Consider the following 23394-nt stretch of genomic DNA (forward strand, 5'->3'; position numbering starts at 1 on the left):
TTGTTTCACCATGGCGCACATTGTCGGTGAATTACCTACAATCCTGTGCTTGTTTTTGTTTTAGCGCGATGGTTGTGTAAAGAATGGTTAAAGCCGGCGGCACAATTTTGAATGGGTACTTTAGTGTCGTTTATTATAATAATTTCTAATTTTTTTTCATTTGGTTAAACGCGCTATTCCTGTGGTTGAAGGCCGCAAAAAATACCCTGTATTTTGATAGGTCTGATTGAAAATGCACAACCAAAAATAGATTTTTGTGTTTCTGAATTATGGCGAAAAGCCACGAGAAACGTGCGCGACCTTTGCGCGCATTTTTCACAAAACGGTGAACTGCGAACGGAATTTAAGTGGGCAAATAGCGGCGTGAGGTTTGTGCGCGGCTAAAGCATTTCCAGCGGCATTTTTTTCGCCGGTGGCGGGAAGGCGGCATCCAGTGCATCCCAGTCCTCATCGCTGATATCAAGACCAGCGGCGCCTCGGTTTTCCTCGACGCGCTGCGGGTGGCTGCTTTTGGGAATGGCAATCACGCCGTCGCGCTCCAGCAGAAAGGCGAGGGCGATCTGTGCCGGTGTTGCCTGATAGGCTTTGGCGATACGGATCAGTTCGGCATTGCGCAAAATACGGCCTTGTTCAATCGGCGAATAGGCCATCAGCGGTACGCGGTTTCGCTGACACCAGGGCAGCAGATCGTATTCCGGTCCGCGACGTGACAGATTGTAGAGCACCTGATTGACGGCGCAGTTGCCACCACCTTGAACGGCAAACAGCTCTTCCATGTCAGAGGTATCAAAGTTGGAGACGCCCCATTCGCCAATCTTGCCCTGTTGTTTCAGGGTCTCGAAGGCGGCGACGGTTTCGCGTAGCGCATGTGGCCCACGCCAGTGAAGGAGATAGAGGTCGATGAAATCGGTGCCCAGCCTTTCAAGGCTTCGGTCGCAGGCGTCGATTGTGCCCTTACTATCGGCATTCCATGGGTACACCTTGCTGACCAGAAACACCTGATCACGTCGCCCTGCAATCGCCTTGCCGACCACCTCTTCGGATTTGCCATCGGCATACATTTCTGCCGTGTCGATCAATGTCATGCCGACATCGATTGCCTTTCGAATGCTGGCAATCTCATCCGGTTCGCTGCGCGATTCTTCGCCCATCATCCATGTGCCAAGGCCCAGTGCGGGAACATTCACGCCGGAGGGCAGGCTAACAGTTGGAATGTCTTCTTGCATGGGGAACCCCTTCATCACTGGCGGGCGAGCCCGCAGACAATAGAATCAAACCGGTCCGGTGTGGCATCGCCGTTGGCGCAATCTATCAAAAAAAGTGAATGTTGTTATGACGGTTTGCGACTGGTTCTTATGGCACGCGGTGGGTAATCTGGCGCACCTCTGGAGGTCGAATGACTATCGAAACATTTCTGGCGCTTGTCCTTTTTGCCTTTACCACATCCATCACACCCGGACCCAACAACATGATGTTGTTCTCTTCTGGGGTGAACTTCGGCTTCCGTCGAACGGTTCCGCATATGCTGGGCATCGGTGCCGGATTTCTGTCGCTGCTGATCGGCGTTGGTTTTGGGCTGGGTGCCTTGTTGCATTCTGTGCCGATGCTCTACACGGCATTGAAATTCGCAGGTGGTCTTTATCTTGTGTGGATTGCCTGGAAGATAGGTATGTCGCGCAGCCTCTCCGAGGGCAAGACCGGGGCCGCACCGATGACCTTTCTGGGAGCTGCCGCGTTTCAATGGGTCAACCCGAAAGCTTGGGTGATGGCAGTGACAGCCATGGCGACCTATACGGATGAGCGCCAGTATTTCACCACCGTCCTGCTGGTCGGGGTGGCCTTTGCTGCCGTCAACCTGCCAAGTGTTTCCACCTGGGCAGGTTTTGGCTCCGCGTTGCGGGAATGGCTTTCGGTGCCGGTGCGGTTAAAGTGGTTCAACATCACCATGGCGGTGCTTCTGGTTCTCAGCCTCTGGCCAATGCTGAAATAGCGTTGGTCAGGTCGGAAACTGGCGGTAACATTCCTCGGCGATACGGCGCAAATCTGTGTGCGAGATTTCGCCCGACACGGCATAACCGAGTTCATTGTCGATCCAGTAGAAGGTCGACACACCGTCGGCATTTGCCAATCGGAAACTGGTTGTGCGGTTTTGCGGATTACGGCCCACCAGCACGGTCACACGTTCACCGCTGCCGTTCTGGTACATCAGCATGGCGCCGGGTTTGCCACTGACCGGCACCAGCCTGCCGCCAACCAGCTCATACCCCACTGAGGTCAGGTCAGGGACGGTGAAAGGATACCCTAAACGTTTGCCAAGCCAGGTCGACAGATGTGCCTGCTGGTCTGCTCCGACTTCGACGGGATGGCGGACTTCGCTGGCATAGATGAGATAGGCAGATTCTGCCTGTGTCGAAATATCGGCCACGACCTGCGTCGTCCGAAGCGGATCTGCTTTTTGAGGCAGCAAGGGTACAAATTGCCCGGCAACGGCGCCAGCGCCAAAAATCAGACAGGCGGCAGCAGCACGCATCAGGACGGGCATAAGGCGACGGCCACTGTCTTGCAGGGTATGCAGCAGTTTGTGGTCGTCATATTTTGCCGTGTGGTAGGGGGCGAACGCCTGTCGCAGGGCCTTGGCGTGGTCGTGCCAGTCCGTAACCTTGGCGCGGTCCTGCGGGTTCGACTCGAGCCACTGCTCCACGCGGGCGTGGTCTTCGGCACCCAGCAGTCCGTCTGCATAGGCGTGAAGATCGCTTTCCGTTATGGCATTGTCTCTCGTCATTTCGGTCTCCGCAGTGGTATGATATTGTCCTCGCTCAGATGAATTCGCACCGTTTCTCGCGCTCTCGAAAGGCGCGACATCACGGTGCCGAGCGGTATATTCATGAGGTTTGCGACCTCCTGATAGCTGTAACCTTCTACCGTCACCAACATCAAAACAGCACGCAGGTCAGGGTTCAACTGGGCAAGGGCATCATGCAGCCGCTTGTTTTCCAGCGTATCGCTTGCCGGTTCGGTCACCATTTCGTTTTCGCAGGCGTTGATATTCTCAGACGGATGGCGTTTTTCCGCCCGGTAACGGTTGCGGGAAATATTGGTCATGATGGCATAGGCCCAGGCTTTCATCTGCGATCCGCGCCACTGCTGCTTTTTGGACAAGGCGTGTTCCACGCAATCCTGCAGCAGGTCTTCCCCGTCACTGTCAGAGCGGGAAAGACTGCGGGAATACCGGCGTAACAAGGGCATCAGGGCCAGCATTTGGCCCTCGAACGAACTGTCGGCGGGAGCTTTGGGCTCCCGCCTCTCGTTATTGTTCATGCCGTCATGGCTTTGCGACATGCCAAACTCCACCGACGCCATCTCCCGTAGCGTCACCTTCCTTCATGTCCTTGACCCAATAATACAACGGTTTGCCATCCTTGGCCCACTGTTTTGTTCCATCCTTGCGATCAATCACGGTGTAACCGTTGCCAGCCTTGTCGTCGGCCTTTGCCATCAGTGGCGGCCAGTTGGTCGCGCATTTGTCGTAGCAATTGGACACGTCTTTTTTGTCGTTCTGGAACGTGTAAAGCGTCATGCCCTTGTCGCCGGCAAGAACTTCGCCCTTGTCGGTTTTCACGGTCTTCAGCATGGGGGCAGCATAGGCCGTGCTGGCAACGGCCAGCATGACAACAGGAATGAGTGCGAGCGTTTTCATGGAGATCCTCCTCGTTTGGTGCGGCGAAACAGCCGGTCACATGGAGTAAGACACCAGAGGAGGCGGATTTATTCCGTGGTTTGGAAAAAATCTTTCGATGCAGTTTCGACGCTTAGTTCCAAAGCGGAATGTCGGGTTTCATCAACATCAGCCAGAATATGCCGATGACGGCAAAGAAGGCTGGAAAACCGCAGGCAAACCAGATGCGGTAAAGCCGGAACCACTGTGTTGGCAATGGCGTGTTATCCTTTGCGGCAAGGCGGGCGATGTCACGCAGCCTGATCTGTATCCACACCACCGGCAACCAGAACAGGCCGGTAAAGACATAAAGCATAAGCGACAGGAAGACCCAGCCTTCTGTCAGCGGCCAGCCGATGCTTTCAGCCAACAGGTATCCGGTGATCGGTTGGAAAATGGCGGCCGTTGCCGTGAACAGCGTATCGGCAATCACTACCGTGCCGCTGACATGGGCAATCAGTATAGGGTTTTCGGTCTGGCGTGCTACGACCATGAAAAATGCAATGCCGGCACCGGTGCCCAGAAGTACGGTTGCGCCAATGACATGGGCAAGGCGGATAAATTCTTCCAGCATGGTGGCCTATCGTTCGTCCAATGTCGCCAGCGCGACCAGTGTGAGCAGGATGGAGGGCAGGACTTTGACAAGCGGCCCCAGCGGATCAAGCCACAGTCCCGGTTCCAGCACCGTGCCGCCAGCCAGATAGGCGGCGGTAACCAGCAACATGCTGAGCATGGCCCTGCGTGCAAAAGGCCGCACCAGAACGGCGAGGCCCAGCGCCATGTCCAGCACACAGGTGGCGACGGTAATAGTGATTGCTGCGATGGATGGCATGAAGGGCAGGAAGTGACCGGATGCCCGTGGCAGGTCGAAAAGCGGGATCAGGCCAGACAGCAGCCAGAACAGCGACAGGCACAGAATGATTGCCGGTTTCAGCAGATACAATCGTGCAAACCACAGGTCCTGCACACCTGAAGGGCTTGCCTGTAATGTCTGATGTGCGGTTTTCAGCAGCACACCGTAATGTCTGGCATCTGTTCTGGCGGAGGTAATGACGCCCTCCGACATGACTTGCATCGCGGTGGAACGCAGGGGAGAGCGCCAACCAAGACGTCCGGCCAAATCTGCCAACCAGCTGACCGGTCGGGCGATGGCGGGTGGCAGCGAAATGATCCGCGCAGTCGGCAGGCCCAGCCACTGGCGGTGCAGAAGAACAAGCGAGCCGAGTGTGTGCTTTTCATCGGCAGCGAGGTCGACGTCGCTTCTGGGAGGGATCGATCCGCTGAGTGCTAAGAGAACCATCTGCGCAACGGCGCCGATGGCAACAGTTTGAACAGGGCTGTCTGCGTGGGTGAGCGGCAATATGCGTGGCATGCTTGCAAGTGCGCGCAGCAGCGATGTTCCGCCATGTGAATTGCGGCCGATGACCAGTGCCGGTCGCAGAATGACGTAAGGCAGCCCACTTTCGACAAGTGCTTCATCAGCCCGCCGTTTGGTGGCGAGGAAGGGCAGGGATGATGCTGCACCTGCGGTTCTGGCGGAGATCTGGATGATCAGCCGGCCACCTGCGGCCTGCGCTGCCTGATAGAGTGCCAGCATGGATTTTTCCTGCGTGGCGGCGAGATTGTCGGCCAGGCCATCCTGCAGGGCGCCGGCACAATTGACGATGGCGTCATGACTTTCCACAAGTGCCTGCCATGCCGATGGTTCGCCCATGCGCGCCAGATCGGTGCTGACCCATTGCATGTCTGGTAACTTGTATTTTGTCCGCTGAGGGTCGCGTCCAAGACCGGTAACCTGATGGCCTTGCAGGGCAAGTTTCCTTGCAATCTCTGAGCCGATGAAACCTGTTGCGCCGAGAATCAGTATCTTCATGGGGGCATTTTAGGCGCTATTGCCTTCGCTGGCACGCATGGAAGGAAAACTTCCACGGAGAGTTTGCGGTTGCGCAGTTGCCCCGAATCCTGCGAAGAGAGCGCATGCAATTTTCACCGCAACAGGACGAGGCTCTTAAAGCCGTTTCGCGTTGGCTCAAGGAAGGCCGTTCGCAGGTTTTCAGGCTTTTCGGTTATGCCGGCACGGGCAAGACGACGCTTGCCAAACATTTCGCTGAGAATGTGGATGGCGACGTGTTGTTTGCGGCCTTTACCGGCAAGGCGGCACAGGTGCTGCGTTCCCGCGGCGCGTCCAATGCCCGCACCATACATTCGCTGATTTATCGACCACGTGGTGAAGAAGCCATCGAAAACGAGGAAACCGGCAAGACCTCCATCGCGCCGATGTTTTCCATCAACCGGCAAAGCCCGTTGGCCAAAGCTGCTCTGATCATTATCGACGAATGCTCGATGGTGGACGAGCAACTGGGCAAGGACCTGATGAGCTTCGGCACGCCGATCCTTGTTCTGGGTGATCCCGGCCAGTTGCCGCCGGTGACCGGTGGCGGTTATTTTACCGAGCAGGAACCGGATTATCTGCTGAGCGAAATTCATCGTCAGGCCAAGGATAACCCGATCATCCAGCTGGCCATGGATGTGCGCGAGGGTCGCGAGATCATGCGCGGCGATTATGGTTCCGCGCAGGTGATTTCCAAATCCGAGGTGACGCAGTCACTGGTGTTGGACGCCGATCAGGTTCTGGTTGGTACCAACCGCACCCGTCGTCGTTACAACCAGCGTCTTCGCGAGTTGAAGGGCTTTTCGGCCGATTACCCGCAATCGGGTGACAAGCTGGTATGTCTGCGCAATGACCCTGCCAAGGGCCTGCTGAACGGCTCGCTTTGGCAGGTGATGAGTTCATCGCGCGAGACGGTAAAACCCGGCATCAACCTGATGATCCGTCCCGAAGACGACGATATGGATCGCGGTGCGGCAAAGATCAAACTGCTGAAAGCGGCGTTTGAGGAAAGCGAAACCGAAATTCCCTGGACGACGCGCAAGCGTTACGACGAGTTTGATTTCGGTTATGCGCTGACTGTGCATAAGGCGCAGGGTTCGCAGTGGAACAATGTTGTGTTGTTCGACGAGAGTTTCGCATTTCGCGACAGCCGCGAGCGCTGGCTTTATACAGCCATTACCCGCGCGGCAGAAACACTGACAATCGTTCGATAGGGCGACTATTCCCGTTCTTTCAAGCGGGGATGATTCCAAGCAATACGGCCTTGGCAACCGCTTGAAAGCGGTTGTTGGCGCTAAATTTCTGGATAATGCCCAATTCGATTTTCTGCAGTTCTTCGGTGCGCAGGCCAACGGCACGCGCCAGACGAACGGAGGCATAACCTTCCGCCATCAGTTCCAGGCATTTGCGTTCGATGTCGGTCAGTATGATCGTATCTTCAGGTGACGGGCCGGTTTGAACCGTGTCATCATCGTCATCCGGTGCCAGCAGATTGCTGATCTGTTGCATTTGCCGGCGCATGGTTGAAAGATCAGCAGTCAGTTCGCGTTTGCGGTTGTTGAGCAAGTCTTCGAAAAGCGCTGTCGCTTCCCTTTGAGAATCCGCATCAGCCAGCTTTTCCATGAATTCCTGAATGACCGCAACAGGAATGCCCACTTCGCGGCAGGTGTTGACCAGCGCCATGACATTGACGTCGCGATGCGAATAGATGCGCATCAGGCCAGAACGGCGGGACGACAGCAGTCCTTTTTCCTCGTAGAAATGCAACGTTCTATGGGTGACGCCAAAAAGATTAGCCATCTCTGCTATTCCAACCGGCTCTGGCGGCAAGCGTAGGGATAGTTTGAGGTCTGGCAAGAAAATATGTTCGTCATAAAGCGACGACTTAGATTTCGCACGTATTTGACCGTCGGGCGTATTTTCCTTCTGCATAAGGTCTCCCCCCTCCATGCGTGAATATCTTTACAGCATTCCTTCTTGATCAGTCGCTACATTCCATGAATGAACCGCGCGAGATTGGCCCTCTCGCGTGTCTGGTCTTTCATCGTTGATGTCTGAAGTGAAATGTTTGCCTGGCGCAATCATGAGGTGTGCCACTCACAAGGCGAGCGTCGTTTGTGTGATTGGTCCTATGGCCGGAAACATCTCTCACGGGCGGCATTCCTTTCAGCGGATTGCGCGAATTTAGCATAATGAACCCATTTCTGATTCTGTTCCATGCCGAATACATTTTTTCCTGGTTGTTGCCCTTCTGTTACTGCATCCTTGATAAAAGAGAGTACTCACTCCTGATTTGCTTTTCCAAGGGCTGCCGTCATGCCAACCACTTTATCCGTTAATCTCAATGCCATAGCTATGCTGCGCAACAGGCGCGATCTGCCCTGGCCGGATGTCGAGCATTTTGGCCGACTGGCGCTTCAGGCCGGTGCCAGCGGTCTGACGGTGCATCCGCGGCCAGACCAGCGCCATATTCGGTTTTCCGATTTGCCTGTGTTGCGCGCGCTGATTGATGACGAGTTCCCGCAGGCGGAGTTCAACATTGAGGGATATCCAACGGAAGAATTTCTGTTGCTGTGCGAACAGGCACAGCCTGAACAGGTGACATTGGTGCCGGATGATCCGTCGCAGGCCACGTCCGACCATGGTTGGGATTTTCACAAACATTCAAGTCTCCTCAAGGAAACCGTGGCGCGTCTTAAAGCCAGTGGCATGCGCGTGTCGCTGTTTGCCGATGGTGACGGAGACCGCTCTGCCGTGGAACTGGCTGCTGAAACCGGTGCCGCACGTATCGAGCTTTACACTGGCCCGTTTGGTGGCTGTTATGATGATCCGGCAAAAGAGGCAGTACTGCTTGAGGCTTTGGGCCAGACGGCCGATCACGCCAGGGCGCTAGGGCTTGCGGTCAATGCTGGTCATGACCTGACGGTTGCCAATCTACCGGCGCTGGTCAAGCGCATTCCTTATTTGGCCGAGGTCTCCATCGGTCACGGGCTGACTGCGGATGCTCTGGAATATGGCATGGTTGAGACGGTGCGGCGTTTTTGCCGCGCCTGCGGTCAGGATATTTCATAACTATTGTCAAGTTTTGGCTTTATAAATTGGGCCTGCGCATTCCCATGCGCGGGCTTTATTTATTATGACCAAGGGGCAGTTTTATGCAGGAACATCATGTCGTTGTTGTCGGAGGCGGGTTTGGCGGGCTTCAGCTTGTACATGGGCTGAAAGGCGCTCCTGTTCGCATAACGCTGATCGACCGACGCAATCATCACCTGTTCCAGCCACTGCTCTACCAAGTCGCATCCACCGTTCTTGCCACATCCGAAATCGCTTGGCCTATTCGCCTGCTGTACAAGGACCGCAAAGAGGTCACCACGCTGTTGACTGAGGTGACCGGCGTCGACCGTACGGCAAAAACCGTGCAGTTGAAGACCGGTGAAAACATCGGATACGACACGCTGGTTCTGGCAACCGGTGCACGCCATGCCTATTTTGGCAATGACCAGTGGGAAAGCGTGGCGCCGGGTCTGAAGACCCTGGAGGATGCCACAACGTTACGCCGTCGTTTGCTGCTGGCCTTTGAAAAGGCCGAGCTCAGCAACGACCCGGCGGAGCGCGAAGCGCTTTTGACCTTCGTCATTATCGGCGCTGGCCCGACCGGTGTGGAAATGGCCGGCATGATTGCCGAATTGGCGCATAAAATTCTTCCACCGGAATTCCGCCGTGTTGATACCACCAAAGCCAAGGTCATTCTGGTGGAGGCTGGTCCACGTGTATTGCCGGTGTTTACCGAAGACCTTTCCGCTTATGCCAAGGATGCGCTGGAAAAGCTTGGCGTACAGGTTTCGCTTGGCACACCGGTTACAGCCTGCACGGATGAAGGTGTGACAATTGGAGATCGTTTTGTGGCGTGCCGCACCGTGGTGTGGGCGGCAGGCGTGCAGGCATCTCCCGCCGCGCAATGGCTTGGCATCGCCGCCGACCGGGCAGGGCGCGCCATTGTCGGGCCAGACCTGACCATTGAGGGTGATCCTGATGTGTTCGTGATTGGTGATACGGCCGCCGTAACGCAGCAAAGTGGCAAGCCGGTGCCGGGTATAGCGCCAGCGGCAAAACAGCAGGGTAGTTATGTTGCGAGACTCATCGTTGCCCGTCTGACTGGCGTGCCATTCACAGCACCGTTTCGTTACAGGCATCAGGGCAATCTGGCGACGATCGGTAAACGTGCGGCCGTTATCGACTTCGGCAAGTTCAGCCTCAAGGGCGGGCTTGCCTGGTGGATCTGGGGTCTTGCCCACATCTACTTCCTGATCGGCACGCGCTCGCGTCTTGCGGTGGCATGGAGCTGGTTGTGGATCTATCTTAGCGGTCAGCACAGCGCCCGCCTGATTACCCAGAAAGAAACTCTCAAAGACGAGGCGTGACACCACGCGTCTGATACAAACACAAAAGGGGCAGGATGCATATCGCATCCTGCCCCTTGTTTATTCAGACCATTGGTCAGCAATCAGGCTGGAAGTGTCGCCATGTCGATGACGAAGCGGTAACGAACGTCGCTCTTCAGCACCCGCTCATAGGCTTCGTTGACGTCCTTGATGTCGATCTTTTCAATTTCCGAGACAATGTTGTGCTTGCCGCAGAAATCCAGCATTTCCTGGGTTTCCTTGATCGAACCGATCATCGAACCGGACAGGCTTCTTGCGCCGACGATAAGCGAGAAGGCGTGAACCGGAATGGCATGCTCAGGCGCGCCAACCACAACCATGCTGCCCTTTGGCTTCAACAGACCGAGATAAGCGTTCCAGTCGATGGCCACACCTGCGGTGCAGATAATCAGGTCAAATGTACCGGCCAGCTTTTCGAAGGTCGATGCGTCGCTGGTGGCATAATATTCCTTCGCGCCGAGCTTAAGGCCATCTTCACGCTTGGAAAGCGTTTGCGAAAGCACTGTCACGTCTGCGCCCAGTGCAGCACCGAGCTTTACGCCCATGTGGCCAAGACCACCCATGCCGACAATGGCAACTTTCTTGCCCGGACCGGCTTCCCAACGACGAAGCGGCGAGTAAAGCGTGATACCGGCGCACAGCAGTGGTGCGGAGGCGTCGAGCGGCAGGTTGTCCGGGATCGACAGGACATAACCTTCCTTGACAACGATATGGTCGGAGTAACCGCCCTGCGTTCTGGTTTTTCCATCAGCATCGTTGTCGTTATAGGTCTGGACCAAACCTGGCATGTAGTGTTCGTTGTCGAGATCGCGGGTTGCGCAGCCGACACAGCTGTCCACGAAGCAGCCAACGCCGACGTGATCGCCGACCTTGAAGCGTGTGACCTTGGAACCGACAGCCTTGACGACGCCGGCAATCTCGTGGCCAGGAACGATTGGGAAAACGGCGTTTTTCCATTCGTTGCGAACAGTGTGAATGTCGGAGTGGCAGATGCCCGCATATTTGATGTCGATGACAACGTCATCGTCATTCGGCTCGCGACGTTCAAAGGTAAAAGGAGTGAGTGGCTTAGACGCATCCGTCGCAGCATAACCTCTTGCAATAGCCATCTGAAGTTTCCTTTCAGGTTTGGGAAAGCGATGGCGGATACTGCAATGAAAATGCGCTGTGCCGTTAGAGCGATCCTCCAGCCTTTTTGCACGATCCTGCAAATTGAATGGGCGTGGCCTTTGCGAAAGGGCCGCCGTAATCTAGATGTAGCCTACCGGATCCGTTCTTTCTCGAAGAGACTTGACCAATGACGCTGCCTTTTAGCCCCTATCATGAAATCGCTTCGATCGCTGCGCGTTACGCGCCTGTTGACGGAGAGGTGCAGACGGCCGTCGACGGTCTGGGTATCAGCAAACGCTCGTCACCAAGTGCGCCGTGCCACGGTAGCTACCGTCCTTGTCTTGCGATGGTGATTCAAGGCGCTAAAAGCCTGCAACTGGGTACAGACACCATCAATTATGCGGCGGGTGACTATCTGCTGAGTTCGCTGGACCTACCTGTCGCATGGCGTGTGGTCGAGGCCAGCGAACAAGTTCCGCATTTCTGCATCACGCTTGCCATCAGCGGTGAAAAAGTGCTGGATCTTATGACCCGCGCCCATATCCGGCGGCGTGCAGAGACTGCAACCGGCCAGCGGGGCATTGTCGTCAACGCGGCAACACCGGAACTTCTCGATGCAACCACAAGGTTGCTCCGTTTGCTTGATCGTCCATCCGACATTCCAGCCATGGCGCCGCTGATAGAAGAGGAAATCCTCTACCGCGTGTTGACTGGGCCAGCTGGTGAGCAATTGATGGGCATCGTTGCGGCCGACACACATGGTAACCGCATTGCCCGTGCCATTGCCTGGCTGCGCGAGAACTTTGCCCGCCAGTTACGGATTGAAGACCTTGCCGATCATGTCGGCATGAGCGTGTCGTCCTTTCATCACCACTTCAAGGCAATCACCGCAATGACACCTGTGCAGTACCAGAAACAGCTTCGCCTGCAGGAAGCACGGCGGTTGATGTTGCTGGAACGGCTAGACGCCGGCACTGCTGGTCACCGTGTCGGTTACCAAAGCCCCTCGCAGTTCAGCCGGGAATACAGCCGTGTCTACGGCCTGTCGCCAGCCCGCGATGTTGAGGCGTCACGCGAAAGCATGGCTGCGGAATAACGAGACTGGATGCCGCAAGGTTATTACGTGGCGATTCGGGTATGTTTAGAATCTGTTGGCGCGGTTTCTTCGAGTAAATCACGACAGAAAAACCGAAATGCAAAAGGCGGCAGGTGTTGGCCTGCCTCCTTTTTTGTGCGTTCAGAAACCTTGATGGAATCAGCCGATCAGGGCTGCCTTGTTGGCCTTGAAGTAATCAGCCGCAGACTGCGGCTTTTCGCCGGTCAACGTTTCGTAGTCATTGGTGACGCCATCGAAGTTGCCCGCACGAATATTTGCATCGGCCGATACAAGCATGTCGGCGACGAAACCGGGAAGACCTGCGCCTTCAATGCCCTGCTTCAGTTGCTCGTCATTGATCTGGACGACGGCCAGCGGTTTGCCGGTAGCGGCGGTGATCAGGGCGGCGACCTCATCGGCATTCAGCGACTGCGGACCAGTGATGGTGTAGGTCTTGTTTTCTGCCTTGCCCTTGGCAAGGGCAGCGGCGGCTGCACGGGCGCAATCGTCACGCGAAATGTTGGGAACCTTGCCGGTGCCGCTTGAGGTGAACCACTGTCCGGTCTGCAGGTTGTGCGGCATGGCATGTAGGTAGTTGTCGTTATACCAGGCATTGCGGATGATGGTATAGGGCAGGCCGCTCGCCTTCACGGCCTGTTCTGTGCCGAGATGGTCAGGTGCAAAGGTAACCAGCGATTTGTCCGGGTTTGGCATGGACGTGTAAAGCACATGTTTTACGCCGGCCTTGGCCGCGGCATTAACGGCTGATGTGTGCTGCTTGAGGCGCTGGCCGGGCACGGCAAGAGCGTCGGTGGAGATGATCAGCAGCTTGTCGATGCCGGAAAAAGCTGCTGTCAGAGAGGCTTCATCATCAAAATCAGCCTTGCGGGTTTCAACGCCCTTGGCAGCGAAATCGACGAGCTTGGATGTGTCGCGGCTGGCGGCGACGATGTCGGATGCAGGCACCTTGTAAGTCTCCAGAAGATGCTGAATGACGGCTTTACCAAGCTGGCCTGCTGCTCCGGTGACGAGAATTTTGCTCATGGCGTGTTTCCTTGTTTGGTTTCGTGTGGCGCTGGTTTGCGTGTTATGAGCGGCGGCTTGTTTTGCTGCTCTCAAAAAGAGACCAAGGCTAAAATAGGAATTGACCGTGTGCTGTAAAGAAGGCACTTTCGGGGTAGATCGTTACCAAAAGGGAACCACCATGGATGCGCCAACTTCCGGCTTCAAACCGAAAAACAGCGGCACTATCGATTATTCGGCGCTGGATTTCGACAATTGCCCGGTGCGTGATCTTCTCAGCCAGATTGGTGGCAAGTGGGCAACTCTGCTTTTGGAGGCCTTGGCTGAAAAACCCTATCGTTTCGGTCAGTTACGGCGCATGGTGCCCGATATTTCGCAGCGGATGCTAACGCAGACTTTGCGTGATTTGCAGCGCGACGGTTATGTCGAACGTGAGGTTTTCCCGACAAAGCCGCCAAGCGTTGAATATCGCATGACGCCGCTCGGGCATTCGCTTTATGAACCTGTGTCGAAGGTTATCCTTTGGGCGCTGGAAAACCAGCATGCTGTGCGGACTGCGCGTGCCGAATTCGACAAGGCTGTCTGACTGCCGCGAAAGCGAGATTGGTTGCGTCGCAGCTTTTATGCTGCGCTGCGCCAAATCGTAACGTTCTCTTAAAAAATATCTTGACCCGGACAAGGCATTCTCTTATCCATCGCCAGAACCGTACTGTACGGTACTAATCCGTACTTCTGGAGTGAATGCCGTGACAACCGATCCAATCACAACACAGGAATTTTCGCCGCGTCAGAACGCTGTTCTGGAGCAGGCTTTGAAATTGCTTGTCGAGGGTGGGGATAAAGCGCTGACCACATCCGGTCTGGCACGCGCGGCCAACTGTTCCAAGGAAAGCCTGTATAAGTGGTTTGGCGACCGTGATGGTCTGCTGGCTGCGATGATCACCTTTCAGCAGAGCAAGGTCCGCACAATCGAGCGTACCGGTGAACGCCTCAGCGTTGAGCAGCTGAAAGAACATCTTGACGTTTTTGCCCATGATTTGCTGGACGTTCTGGCAGGCGACGTTTCGCTGGCGCTGAACCGTCTGGCGGTCGGGCAGAGCAGCCGTGACGGCTCCAAGCTTGGCACGCTGCTTCTGGAGCGCGGCCGTCGCCAGATCGACCGTCGCGCCAAGGCTCTGCTGGAGACGGGGCGTCGCTCCGGCCTACTTCGCATCGATGACGTCGAAGAGGCTTATCGCATGTTTTACGGTCTTATCGTCTCGGATCTGCATGTTCGCATGCTGCTGGGCGAGGCACCGGAAAAGGATTTCGCACCACGGGCAAGAAAGGCCGTTACGGCATTTCTGACGCTCTATGGTGTGCAGAAATAATCACGCGGCTGCGGGACAGGGCTGCCTTCCCGCACCGTCTCAACCTGATTAGCATAGAGAAGGAACTGATATGCGCGTTTATTACGATCGTGATGCCGATCTCAACCTCATCAAGGCGAAGAATGTCGCCATCGTCGGTTACGGCTCGCAGGGCCGCGCCCATGCGCTCAACCTCAAGGATAGCGGCCAGAAGAATATCGTTATCGCGCTGAAGGCCGGTTCGCCGACCATCAAGAAGGCAGAAGCTGACGGCTTCAAGGTCATGACCGTTGCAGAAGCTGCAAAGTGGGCAGACCTGTTGATGATGGCAACGCCTGACGAACTGCAGGCCGACATCTACAAGGCAGAAATTGCTGGCAACATCCGTGACGGCGCAGCGATTGCTTTCGCGCACGGCCTCAACGTTCACTTCGGCCTCATCGAGCCAAAGGACACGCTTGACGTTGTCATGATCGCACCGAAGGGCCCAGGCCACACGGTTCGCGGCGAATACCAGAAGGGCGGCGGCGTGCCTTGCCTCGTTGCTGTTCACCAGAATGCTTCCGGCAACGCTCTTGAAGTTGCTCTGTCCTACGCTTGTGGCGTTGGCGGCGGCCGTTCGGGCATCATCGAAACCAACTTCCGTGAAGAGTGCGAAACCGACCTGTTCGGCGAGCAGGTTGTTCTGTGCGGCGGTCTGGTTGAACTGATCCGCGCTGGTTTCGAAACGCTGACCGAAGCCGGTTACGCACCTGAAATGGCGTACTTCGAGTGCTTGCACGAAGTGAAGCTCATCGTAGACCTGATCTACGAAGGTGGCATTGCCAACATGAACTACTCCATCTCCAACACTGCGGAGTGGGGCGAATACGTTACCGGTCCTCGCATCATCACTGCCGAAACGAAGGCTGAAATGAAGCGCGTTCTGACAGACATTCAGACAGGCAAGTTCACGTCTGATTGGATGCAGGAATACAAGGCTGGTGGCGCACGCTTCAAGGGCATCCGCCGCATGAACGATGTTCACCAGATCGAAGAAGTTGGCGCAAAGCTGCGCGGCATGATGCCATGGATCGGCAAAAACAAGCTGGTCGACAAGGCTGTTAACTAAGCCATTGGCCGATCCCTGTTTGTTGTTTGCGTGCCTGCGGCATCGTGGGTCTCGGCAAGAACAGGTGGTTGACAAAGCTGTCAACTAAGCCATTTGCTTAGGTTGAATTGATAGAGGCCGGGGCGAAAGCTCTGGCCTTTTTTGTTGCGTCACTTAACTTGGCGTCATCCTCGGGCTTGTCCCGAGGATCTGCTGACGTTGCGATTTGGGTGAAGGGGTTAGATCCTCAGGACAAGCCCTGACATGACGGCGTCGGGGGGGGCGCAGGGGTGAGCAAGGTAGTCGCCAGTCGCTGCTTCCTTTATTGTGAAACCCGGTAAAAACTGGTCTGATAAACCCCGATAAAACAGACAGGGCAGCCTTATGCGCGACGCAGATGTGTCTCTAACAAAAGAAGATTGGGATGCCATCCGCAGGCTGGAAGAGTGCCTGTGGATCGGCGAGACGCGTTTTGACAACGCGTTGATGGACAAGGTGTTTGCTGCCGACTTTTTTGAATTCGGCCGCTCAGGCAAGACCTATGCGCGTGCGGAGATGTTTTTTGATACGCATTCTGCAGAAGTAATTGATGCGACCATTCCGCTACCAGAATTCCATGCTCGTCATCTGTCTGCGGATGTCGTGCAGGTGACCTATGTCAGCGAAGTCAGATACGGTGAGAACATCGAGCGCGCTAACCGATCGTCAATCTGGAGCCGGGAGGGCGCAGGTTGGCAGTTGCGTTTTCATCAGGGCACGCCAATCCCGGTTTGAAGGAATGAGCGGGCAGGGGGCCGCTCATTCAGGTTTTCATCTGGTGCAGAGGACCGCACTCAGGCTGTTGGTGGAATCACACCCTTTGTCAGGATGAAGCAGCCGTAAAAACGGGTTTCACCCGTGGTGATCACGCAGTAAGCGTTCTTGGCTTCCTCGTAGAACTTGAAGCGCTCAATGCCATACATCGGGGCGGATTTGCCTTCGGTGGCATCAACTTCTTTCTGCACTTCGGCCTGCACAGGCTCCAACTGGTCCGGTGCGCCCATCACTTCCATGCGGCCGACGGAGGGCTGCAAGGGCGTGTCCAGCGGCAGAACCGAAAGGATTGCCTTCATGGCGCGGGCAGCAGAAATGTTTTCCATGCGCAATACCTGACCGACTACGGTGTGTTGTGCCACGCTGTCGGATGGGAAGTTGGTGTCGGAAATGACCAGCGTATCGCCATGACCCATGGCGCGTAGCGCATGCAGAACATCGGCATTGAGCGCCGGGTCGATATTCTTGAGCATTCTATCCTCCTCGAAAAATGCAAATCAGTTGCCGTGCAATCGACCCGGAAATTACCGTTTCGTCAATGCGTGATTGGCCATTGTTTGGCTGATGGGGGCAGGTGAGTGCACCGTTCAACTGCTGACAGTTGGGAATTGTTAAGTCTTAAAGGGAGTTGTAATGGAGTGTGCGGCTGCATTTGGGAGTGCGTCGTAGAGTCGAAAAATAGTACCAAAATTCGATAAGTCAGCATTGCTGACCTTTCGAGTTTTCTGTAAAGATAAAAGCACAAAAAACGAAACAAGAGGAAACGTACCCATGCTTGATTGGGAACATATTTTCGCCACGCGCTCTTCGCGCATGAAGGCGTCGGAAATCCGTGAGCTGCTTAAACTGCTCGAGCAGCCGGATATCATCTCGTTTGCAGGCGGCATTCCCGACCCTGCATTGTTCCCAGATCAGGAATTCAAGCAGGCCTATTCCGATATTTTTTCCGGTGCACAGGTAAATTCTGCCCTGCAATATTCCGTCAGCGAAGGCTACAAGCCGCTGCGCGAGTGGATCGTTGCCGACATGGCGAAGATCGGCATTGAATGCTCCGTGGACAATGTTTTCATCACCTCCGGTTCGCAGCAGGCGCTCGATTATCTCGGCAAGCTGTTCCTGTCGCCGAAGGATACCGCGCTGGTGACATGGCCAACCTATCTTGGCGCTCTCTCGGCCTTCAACGCCTATGAGCCGACCTATGACCAGCTAAACCCGGGCGGCAACCGCACGCCGGAAACCTACCGTGAAAACGCCACCAAGGCCGGTGGTTCGGTGAAGTTTGCCTATCTGTCTGCCGACTTCTCCAACCCGACCGGTGAAACCGTCAGCCTTGCAGACCGCAAGAAGCTGCTGGAACTGGCCGATGAGCTGGATATCGCCGTTCTGGAAGACGCTGCCTATCAGAACCTGCGTTTTGACGGCGAAGGAATTGCGCCGATCCTGGCACTCGACATTGAGCGCAGCGGCGGCATTGAAAACACCCGCACCATCTATAGCGGCAGCTTCTCCAAGACGCTGGCACCTGGTCTGCGCGTTGGTTTCGTTGTTGCCTCCATGCCAGTCATCCGCAAGCTGGTTCTGATGAAGCAGGCTGCTGACCTGCATTCCTCGACCATCAACCAGATGGCCATCGAACATGTTGCTTCGCGCGGTTTCGACAAGCAGGTCGCCAAGATCAAGGCAACCTATAGCGCCCGTCGTGATGCCATGTTGGCAGCCCTTGAAAAATACATGCCGAAGACCGCTCGCTGGACAAAACCAGAAGGTGGCATGTTCATCTGGGTGACGCTGCCAGAAGGCATTGACGGTGCTGAATTGCTGGCCAAGTCTCTGTCGAGCGAGCGCGTTGCCTTCGTGCCGGGCAAGGCATTTTTTGCTGATGGTTCGGGCAGCAACACGCTGCGCATCAGCTTCTCCTGCGCCAACGAGCAGATGATCGACGAGGGCATCAAGCGCCTTGGTCGTCTGGTTGCCGGTGCAGAAGCGACAACCAGCGCGACGATGCCAATCATCTGATTGGTTGTTGATGCGTGAGGGTAGCGGGAGAAGTATCCCGCTGCCTTTCATCTGCGGTTTCAAGCCGCATGTTGCCGGCTGTCCGCGTTTGCCGGCAATTCTTTTTCTATCTTATTGTCAGTTTTTACGGCAGCACCTGCCTGTGCCTGCATGAATGACAGACCATCTGACGCCCGTTTCCCAAGGGAATTCTCCGTGACCCAAACACATGCCTTTCACCAGGTCGATGTCTTTTCCTCACAGCCATTCAAGGGAAATCCGCTGGCGGTGGTCTGCGATGCTGATGATCTCTCGGACGCGCAAATGGCGGCGTTTGCCAGCTGGACAAATCTTAGCGAAACCACGTTTTTGCTGAAGCCGACGGTTGATGGTGCTGATTATCGCGTGCGGATTTTTACCCCAATGGGTGAGTTGCCCTTTGCCGGTCATCCGACACTTGGATCCTGCCATGTCTGGCTTGCTTATCATGGCAAAACCGGAATGCAGGACATTGTGCAGGAGTGTGGGGCAGGACTGGTGCGTATCCGCATCAGTGACGGCAGGCCGGCATTTGCCGCACCGCCTTTGCGCAAATCCGGGTCTGTCGATGCCGAGACGCTGGCGACGGTAGCTGCGGCCCTTGGCGTGGCGTCCAGCGCCATCGTCGACGCAAACTGGACGGACAATGGTCCGGGCTGGCTGTCATTGCTGTTGAAAACCAGAGCGGATGTTTTGAATATTCGGCCGGATTATGCGGCACTTGGACATTTTCAAGTTGGTGTGGTGGCACCATGCACCCATGAGGACGAGGTTGAAACCGATTTCGAGCTGCGGGCATTTTGCGACAACTGCGAAGACCCTGTCACCGGCAGTCTCAATGCCGGTGTTGCCCAGTGGCTCATGGGCAAAGGTGTCGCGCCACAACGCTATGTCGCAAGTCAGGGCACGGTGCTTGGTCGTGCCGGGCGCGTCTATGTCGAGAAGCTGGACGACGACATCTGGATCGCTGGTGAGGTGACCGGCGTTATCGCAGGTAGTGTTGTGATATGAGGTGTATTGACAGGCCTGAAAAATGGACTGTCACATACATGTTATAGATATGTGTTTTAGCGGGGCCACCTCATAACAGGAATGGACCCATGAAAACCCTTCTTTCCGCTTTCACTGCTCTCGTTTCATTTGGAATGATTGTTGGCAGCGCCAACGCTGCTGATCTGGTGCTCTACACCAGCCAGCCAAATGAAGATGCGCAGGCTACAGTCGATGGCTTCAAGGCTGCCAATCCCGGCCTCGACGTCGAGTGGGTTCGCGACGGAACGCCAAAGATCATGGCAAAGCTGATGGCGGAAATCGAAGCCGGCAATCCGGTTGCCGACGTTCTGCTGATTGCCGACACGGTAACCCTGGAGCGCATGAAGCAGGCTGGTCAGCTGATGGCCTACAAGTCGCCGGAAGCCGCCAATCTCGACGCTTCGCTGTATGACGCCGATGGTTATTACTACTCCACCAAGCTGATCACCAGCGGCATCATGTACAACACTGCCGCTGCGATGAAGCCAACCAGCTGGAAGGATCTGGAAAAGCCGGAAGCCAAGGGCATGGTGACCATGCCAAGCCCGCTGACCTCGGGTGCAGCTCTCATTCATGCGCAGACGCTGGCTGGCGTCGACAGCCTTGGCTGGGACTATTACAAGGCGCTCAAGGAAAATGGTGCGGTTGCCGCTGGCGGTAATGGTGGTGTGCTGAAGTCTGTTGCCTCTGGCGAAAAGGCTTATGGCGTTGTGGTTGACTACATGCCAATCCGCGAAAAGGCCAAGGGCGCGCCGATTGAATTCATCTTCCCGGAAGAGGGTGTTTCGGCCGTGACCGAGCCGGTTGGCATTCTGTCCACAACGAAGCATGCGGAAGCCGCCAAGAAGTTCGTTGATTACGTTCTATCCAAGGACGGCCAGGAAGGCTTCCTGAAGCTTGGTTACATTCCAGCACGCAACGACGTCGCTCTGCCAGAAGGTTTCCCGGTCCGCGACAAGATCAAGGTTCTGCCAATCAATGCTCCGGAAGCTCTCAAGAACTCCGAGAAAGACCTGAAGACCTTCTCCGACATCTTCGGTTCGAACGGCTAAATCACATTATGTCCGTTTTGAATGCATCAGCAAACAGCCAGCCGCGCTGGCTGTTTCCCTTTGTGGTGTTGGTGGTTTTCGTCCTCAGCGCCCTGCCGCTGGGGCGTCTTGCCTATACCGGAATTCTATCGTCACTGAATGGTGACTTATGGCCATTGCTGACTGATCCAGCCCTGTGGCGAGCGGTGTTGAACAGTCTGGTCACCTCATTTCTTGGCATGATCATTTCCGTTGTGATTGGCGGCGGTTTCGCCTTGGCACTGACGCTGTGCGACGTGCGCGGCAAGGCTGCCATGAGTTTCCTGTTCATGTTGCCAATGATGATCCCGCCACAGGTAACGGCCCTGTCGTGGATTGGCATGACGGGTCCATCAAGCACGTTGTTGAAGGCGATTGGCCTCGCGCCAGCTCTGGGTTCGCCACAACCGCTTTATTCGATCGGCGGCATTGCATTGCTGCTTGGCGTACAACACGCGCCACTGGTCTATCTTTCCCTGAGGGCTGGCCTGCTGGCGCTGCCGCAGGATGGTATCGAGGCCGCCCGCCTGTCGGGCGCCACCTCATGGCGGGTGCTGAAAGACGTCATTCTTCCCCTGTCGACACCGGGGCTGATTGCCGGTGCGGCCATTGCTTTTGTCTCTGGCGTTGGCAATTTCGGTATTCCGGCCATTCTCGGCATCCCGGCCTCGATTTTCACGCTCCCGACGCTGATCTACAGCCGCTTTGCCAGCTTCGGCACCAGCACATTTGGCGACATCGCCATGTTGTCGGGCATGATTGCCATTATTTCGGTGGCCGGTCTTGCGGTGCAGGAAAGAGCCATGAAGGGCCGCGATTACCGCATCATCGGTCTGTCGGGCAAGGTCGCGACCTTCCGGCTACATTCCTGGCGTTTGCCGCTCGAAGTCCTGCTGTGGCTTGCCATCTTCTTCATTCTGGTTGCGCCGCTGGCAGCCCTTGTCGCAAGCTCGCTTGCACCGGCCTATGGTGTGCCACTCAGCCTCAAGACAGCAACCTTGCATGCCTATGAGGAAGTCCTGTTCCGGCAGGCCTCGACGCGTACTGCCTTCCTGAATTCGATGTTCCTCGCCAGTGTTACGGCCGCAGGTCTCCTTCTGGTGACATTGCTGACGGCGTATTTTCTGGTGCGGGCGAAAAGCCGCTTCATGTTCATCCTGTCGGCGCTGGTGGATATTCCCTATGCCTTGCCGGGCATCGTTATTGCCGTGGCCTTCATCCTGCTTCTGGCCGCACCATTGCCTTTTGTCGGCGTGACGCTTTACGGCACGATCTGGATTATTCTGCTGGCCTATTTCTCATCGTTCTTTGCCGTCAGCCTCAAGCCGATGGTTGGTGCCTTCTCGCAATTCGATCCTGCGTTGGAAGAGGCAGCCCGGTTGGCCGGGGCGGGGTTCTGGCGCCGGTTGAAGGATATCATCCTGCCGCTGGTGGCACCGGCGGCTGGGGCGTCGATTATTCTGGTCTTTCTGATCGCCTGTAATGAGCTGACGGTGTCTGCGCTGCTGTGGTCAGCCGGCACCCAGACACTTGGGGTGGTTATCTACAATCTTGATGATAGCGGCAGTTTCGATCTTGCCTCTGCACTGTCCGTTCTTGTCGTGGCCATGGTGATCATTCTCATGCTGCTTCTGGAACTGCTTGGGCGCAAATTGCCGAAGGGAGTTGTACCGTGGCAAAACTGATCCTCAACCGTTTGTCCAAGGACTTTGGTACTGGCAAACCTGCAGTGGACGATGTCTCGCTGACCATTCGTGATGGCGGTTTTCTGGCGCTGCTGGGGCCTTCCGGTTGCGGCAAGACAACGGTGCTGCGCATGATTGCCGGTTTCGAGCAGCCAAGCGATGGTTCCATTCTGCTGGGCGAGCGTGTGCTGGCCGACGCCGGCAGCATGGTGCCACCGGAACGCCGCAACATGGCGATGGTGTTTCAGTCCTACGCACTGTGGCCGCATATGACGGTGGCTGACAATGCCGGTTATCCGCTGAAGGTGCGTGGCATTTCCGGCGAGCGGTACCGCAGCAAGGTCGCCGCCGCACTGGCGGCGGTGCGACTGGAAAACTACGCCAACCGCCGGCCGTCAGAACTCTCCGGTGGCCAACGTCAGCGTGTGGCACTGGCGCGGTGCCTGGTGACAGAGCCGGATGTGGTGTTGCTGGATGAGCCACTGGCCAATCTCGACCGGCATTTGCGCCAGGAGATGGAAGAGACCTTCCGTGAGTTTCACATCAGTTCCGGTGCCACGATGATCTACGTCACCCATGACCAGTCCGAGGCCATGGCGCTGGCAACCGATGTGGCTGTGATGTCTCAAGGCAAGCTGTTGCAGGTGGCACCACCAGCGGAGCTTTATGCCCGTCCGGAAGGGCGGTTGGTCGGTTCTCTGGTCGGGCAGGGAGCAATCGTTTCTCTGGCGCTGCCGCAACAGGACAATCGCGAACTGGACTGGAGCATTCTGGCACCGGCTTTTGCCAAGGGAAAAGGCGTATCGCCGACCGGTGATATTCTTGTTCGCCCGCAGGATGTGGTGCAGGACGCAGATGGTATTCGTTGCCGCGTTACGTCATCTCTCTATGAAGGGGAGCGTTATGCGCTGCGCCTGACACTGCCCGATGGCCAGAGCCTGCGTGCCTATAGCCGCGATGCTGCAAATGTTGGTGATTTTATTCCGGTTGCCATCAGAGCTGCCTGGCGGCTGTAGCGAAAAAAGCCTGACGGCAACTGTCTGT

24 protein-coding genes are annotated in these 23394 nt (G+C 56.0%); 14 read left to right on the forward strand and 10 right to left on the reverse strand.

Features of this window, described 5'->3' with window-relative positions; translation table 11 throughout:
* Positions 1-380: 380 nt before the first annotated feature.
* Positions 381-1226, reverse strand: coding sequence for an aldo/keto reductase (locus IB237_RS10505; RefSeq protein ID WP_192488572.1), 846 nt, complete (start codon positions 1224-1226; stop codon positions 381-383).
* A gap of 170 nt (positions 1227-1396) precedes the next feature.
* On the opposite strand from IB237_RS10505, the gene IB237_RS10510 reads away from it, so the two are divergent.
* A complete protein-coding gene (locus IB237_RS10510) occupies positions 1397-1990 on the forward strand; it encodes a LysE family translocator (protein WP_192488573.1) in 594 nt (197 codons plus the stop codon).
* Between the two features lie 6 nt (positions 1991-1996).
* Here the strand turns inward: IB237_RS10510 and IB237_RS10515 are convergent, their stop codons facing one another.
* The 5 genes from IB237_RS10515 to IB237_RS10535 form a co-directional block, all read right to left on the reverse strand.
* Positions 1997-2782 carry an anti-sigma factor gene (locus IB237_RS10515; RefSeq protein ID WP_192488574.1) on the reverse strand — a complete coding sequence of 262 codons (786 nt, stop codon included), beginning with the start codon at positions 2780-2782 and terminating at the stop codon, positions 1997-1999.
* Positions 2779-3339: an RNA polymerase sigma factor gene (locus IB237_RS10520; protein ID WP_192488575.1), complete on the reverse strand. Its 561-nt coding sequence runs from the start codon at positions 3337-3339 to the stop codon at positions 2779-2781. Before IB237_RS10520 ends, IB237_RS10515 begins: the two co-directional genes overlap by 4 nt.
* Positions 3323-3697 carry a hypothetical protein gene (locus tag IB237_RS10525; protein WP_192488576.1) on the reverse strand — a complete coding sequence of 125 codons (375 nt, stop codon included), beginning with the start codon at positions 3695-3697 and terminating at the stop codon, positions 3323-3325. Before IB237_RS10525 ends, IB237_RS10520 begins: the two co-directional genes overlap by 17 nt.
* A 112-nt stretch (positions 3698-3809) precedes the next feature.
* Entirely contained in the window at positions 3810-4289 is a 480-nt protein-coding gene (locus IB237_RS10530) for a DUF2269 domain-containing protein (RefSeq protein WP_192488577.1), read from the reverse strand.
* A 6-nt stretch (positions 4290-4295) separates the two neighbouring features.
* Positions 4296-5588 carry an SDR family oxidoreductase gene (locus IB237_RS10535; RefSeq protein ID WP_192488578.1) on the reverse strand — a complete coding sequence of 431 codons (1293 nt, stop codon included), beginning with the start codon at positions 5586-5588 and terminating at the stop codon, positions 4296-4298.
* Between the two features lie 104 nt (positions 5589-5692).
* Here IB237_RS10535 and IB237_RS10540 point away from each other — a divergent pair, with 104 nt between their 5' ends.
* Complete coding sequence (locus IB237_RS10540; protein WP_192488579.1) at positions 5693-6820, forward strand: ATP-dependent RecD-like DNA helicase; 1128 nt, start codon at positions 5693-5695, stop codon at positions 6818-6820.
* 19 nt (positions 6821-6839) lie between these two features.
* Here IB237_RS10540 and IB237_RS10545 read toward each other — a convergent pair whose 3' ends face one another.
* A complete protein-coding gene (locus tag IB237_RS10545; protein WP_192488580.1) occupies positions 6840-7538 on the reverse strand; it encodes a MerR family transcriptional regulator in 699 nt (232 codons plus the stop codon).
* Positions 7539-7922: 384 nt separating this feature from the next.
* Between IB237_RS10545 and IB237_RS10550 the strand changes: the two genes are divergently transcribed.
* Both IB237_RS10550 and IB237_RS10555 read left to right on the forward strand, forming a co-directional pair.
* Entirely contained in the window at positions 7923-8678 is a 756-nt protein-coding gene (locus tag IB237_RS10550; RefSeq protein WP_192488581.1) for a pyridoxine 5'-phosphate synthase, read from the forward strand.
* 83 nt (positions 8679-8761) lie between these two features.
* Positions 8762-10027, forward strand: a complete 1266-nt coding sequence (locus IB237_RS10555; protein ID WP_192488582.1) for an NAD(P)/FAD-dependent oxidoreductase — start codon at positions 8762-8764, stop codon at positions 10025-10027.
* Between the two features lie 83 nt (positions 10028-10110).
* Here the strand turns inward: IB237_RS10555 and IB237_RS10560 are convergent, their stop codons facing one another.
* Positions 10111-11157 (reverse strand): NAD(P)-dependent alcohol dehydrogenase, encoded by a 1047-nt coding sequence (locus tag IB237_RS10560; RefSeq protein WP_192488583.1) that lies wholly within the window; start codon positions 11155-11157, stop codon positions 10111-10113.
* Positions 11158-11345: 188 nt separating this feature from the next.
* Here IB237_RS10560 and IB237_RS10565 point away from each other — a divergent pair, with 188 nt between their 5' ends.
* Complete coding sequence (locus IB237_RS10565) at positions 11346-12254, forward strand: AraC family transcriptional regulator (protein ID WP_192488584.1); 909 nt, start codon at positions 11346-11348, stop codon at positions 12252-12254.
* Between the two features lie 159 nt (positions 12255-12413).
* On the opposite strand, the gene IB237_RS10570 is transcribed toward IB237_RS10565, so the two are convergent.
* On the reverse strand, positions 12414-13298 hold the full coding sequence (locus tag IB237_RS10570; RefSeq protein ID WP_192488585.1) for an SDR family oxidoreductase: 885 nt from the start codon (positions 13296-13298) through the stop codon (positions 12414-12416).
* A gap of 160 nt (positions 13299-13458) precedes the next feature.
* Between IB237_RS10570 and IB237_RS10575 the strand changes: the two genes are divergently transcribed.
* The 4 genes from IB237_RS10575 (at position 13459) to IB237_RS10590 (ending at position 16490) form a co-directional block, all read left to right on the forward strand.
* Positions 13459-13863 (forward strand): helix-turn-helix domain-containing protein, encoded by a 405-nt coding sequence (locus IB237_RS10575; protein WP_192488586.1) that lies wholly within the window; start codon positions 13459-13461, stop codon positions 13861-13863.
* A 160-nt stretch (positions 13864-14023) separates the two neighbouring features.
* Positions 14024-14647, forward strand: coding sequence for a TetR/AcrR family transcriptional regulator (locus tag IB237_RS10580; protein WP_192488587.1), 624 nt, complete (start codon positions 14024-14026; stop codon positions 14645-14647).
* A 70-nt stretch (positions 14648-14717) separates the two neighbouring features.
* A complete protein-coding gene (ilvC, locus tag IB237_RS10585; RefSeq protein ID WP_192488588.1) occupies positions 14718-15737 on the forward strand; it encodes a ketol-acid reductoisomerase in 1020 nt (339 codons plus the stop codon).
* A 363-nt stretch (positions 15738-16100) separates the two neighbouring features.
* Positions 16101-16490, forward strand: coding sequence for a DUF4440 domain-containing protein (locus IB237_RS10590; RefSeq protein ID WP_192488589.1), 390 nt, complete (start codon positions 16101-16103; stop codon positions 16488-16490).
* A 59-nt stretch (positions 16491-16549) separates the two neighbouring features.
* Here IB237_RS10590 and IB237_RS10595 read toward each other — a convergent pair whose 3' ends face one another.
* Positions 16550-17002 (reverse strand): RbsD/FucU family protein, encoded by a 453-nt coding sequence (locus IB237_RS10595; protein ID WP_192488590.1) that lies wholly within the window; start codon positions 17000-17002, stop codon positions 16550-16552.
* 298 nt (positions 17003-17300) lie between these two features.
* On the opposite strand from IB237_RS10595, the gene IB237_RS10600 reads away from it, so the two are divergent.
* The 5 genes from IB237_RS10600 (at position 17301) to IB237_RS10620 (ending at position 23366) form a co-directional block, all read left to right on the forward strand.
* Positions 17301-18545, forward strand: a complete 1245-nt coding sequence (locus tag IB237_RS10600) for a PLP-dependent aminotransferase family protein (RefSeq protein ID WP_192488591.1) — start codon at positions 17301-17303, stop codon at positions 18543-18545.
* A gap of 150 nt (positions 18546-18695) precedes the next feature.
* Positions 18696-19574, forward strand: coding sequence for a PhzF family phenazine biosynthesis protein (locus IB237_RS10605; protein WP_192488592.1), 879 nt, complete (start codon positions 18696-18698; stop codon positions 19572-19574).
* 89 nt (positions 19575-19663) lie between these two features.
* Positions 19664-20647, forward strand: a complete 984-nt coding sequence (locus IB237_RS10610; RefSeq protein WP_192488593.1) for an ABC transporter substrate-binding protein — start codon at positions 19664-19666, stop codon at positions 20645-20647.
* An 8-nt stretch (positions 20648-20655) separates the two neighbouring features.
* Complete coding sequence (locus IB237_RS10615; RefSeq protein WP_192488594.1) at positions 20656-22350, forward strand: iron ABC transporter permease; 1695 nt, start codon at positions 20656-20658, stop codon at positions 22348-22350.
* Positions 22338-23366: an ABC transporter ATP-binding protein gene (locus IB237_RS10620; RefSeq protein WP_192488595.1), complete on the forward strand. Its 1029-nt coding sequence runs from the start codon at positions 22338-22340 to the stop codon at positions 23364-23366. The genes IB237_RS10615 and IB237_RS10620 overlap by 13 nt, the downstream gene beginning before the upstream one ends.
* The last annotated feature ends 28 nt before the right edge of the window (positions 23367-23394 follow it).

The sequence above is a fragment of the Agrobacterium sp. AGB01 genome, from assembly GCF_014851585.1.
Taxonomy (GTDB): domain Bacteria; phylum Pseudomonadota; class Alphaproteobacteria; order Rhizobiales; family Rhizobiaceae; genus Agrobacterium.

Bases quoted from the DNA above. Each gene is read 5' to 3' on its own strand.
- IB237_RS10505 (WP_192488572.1), bottom strand. From the start codon at position 1,226: ATGCAAGAAGACATTCCAACTGTTAGCCTGCCCTCCGGCGTGAATGTT.
- IB237_RS10510 (WP_192488573.1), top strand. From the start codon at position 1,397: ATGACTATCGAAACATTTCTGGCGCTTGTCCTTTTTGCCTTTACCACA.
- IB237_RS10515 (WP_192488574.1), bottom strand. From the start codon at position 2,782: ATGACGAGAGACAATGCCATAACGGAAAGCGATCTTCACGCCTATGCA.
- IB237_RS10520 (WP_192488575.1), bottom strand. From the start codon at position 3,339: ATGTCGCAAAGCCATGACGGCATGAACAATAACGAGAGGCGGGAGCCC.
- IB237_RS10525 (WP_192488576.1), bottom strand. From the start codon at position 3,697: ATGAAAACGCTCGCACTCATTCCTGTTGTCATGCTGGCCGTTGCCAGC.
- IB237_RS10530 (WP_192488577.1), bottom strand. From the start codon at position 4,289: ATGCTGGAAGAATTTATCCGCCTTGCCCATGTCATTGGCGCAACCGTA.
- IB237_RS10535 (WP_192488578.1), bottom strand. From the start codon at position 5,588: ATGAAGATACTGATTCTCGGCGCAACAGGTTTCATCGGCTCAGAGATT.
- IB237_RS10540 (WP_192488579.1), top strand. From the start codon at position 5,693: ATGCAATTTTCACCGCAACAGGACGAGGCTCTTAAAGCCGTTTCGCGT.
- IB237_RS10545 (WP_192488580.1), bottom strand. From the start codon at position 7,538: ATGCAGAAGGAAAATACGCCCGACGGTCAAATACGTGCGAAATCTAAG.
- IB237_RS10550 (WP_192488581.1), top strand. From the start codon at position 7,923: ATGCCAACCACTTTATCCGTTAATCTCAATGCCATAGCTATGCTGCGC.
- IB237_RS10555 (WP_192488582.1), top strand. From the start codon at position 8,762: ATGCAGGAACATCATGTCGTTGTTGTCGGAGGCGGGTTTGGCGGGCTT.
- IB237_RS10560 (WP_192488583.1), bottom strand. From the start codon at position 11,157: ATGGCTATTGCAAGAGGTTATGCTGCGACGGATGCGTCTAAGCCACTC.
- IB237_RS10565 (WP_192488584.1), top strand. From the start codon at position 11,346: ATGACGCTGCCTTTTAGCCCCTATCATGAAATCGCTTCGATCGCTGCG.
- IB237_RS10570 (WP_192488585.1), bottom strand. From the start codon at position 13,298: ATGAGCAAAATTCTCGTCACCGGAGCAGCAGGCCAGCTTGGTAAAGCC.
- IB237_RS10575 (WP_192488586.1), top strand. From the start codon at position 13,459: ATGGATGCGCCAACTTCCGGCTTCAAACCGAAAAACAGCGGCACTATC.
- ilvC (WP_192488588.1), top strand. From the start codon at position 14,718: ATGCGCGTTTATTACGATCGTGATGCCGATCTCAACCTCATCAAGGCG.
- IB237_RS10590 (WP_192488589.1), top strand. From the start codon at position 16,101: ATGCGCGACGCAGATGTGTCTCTAACAAAAGAAGATTGGGATGCCATC.
- IB237_RS10595 (WP_192488590.1), bottom strand. From the start codon at position 17,002: ATGCTCAAGAATATCGACCCGGCGCTCAATGCCGATGTTCTGCATGCG.
- IB237_RS10600 (WP_192488591.1), top strand. From the start codon at position 17,301: ATGCTTGATTGGGAACATATTTTCGCCACGCGCTCTTCGCGCATGAAG.
- IB237_RS10605 (WP_192488592.1), top strand. From the start codon at position 18,696: ATGAATGACAGACCATCTGACGCCCGTTTCCCAAGGGAATTCTCCGTG.
- IB237_RS10610 (WP_192488593.1), top strand. From the start codon at position 19,664: ATGAAAACCCTTCTTTCCGCTTTCACTGCTCTCGTTTCATTTGGAATG.
- IB237_RS10615 (WP_192488594.1), top strand. From the start codon at position 20,656: ATGTCCGTTTTGAATGCATCAGCAAACAGCCAGCCGCGCTGGCTGTTT.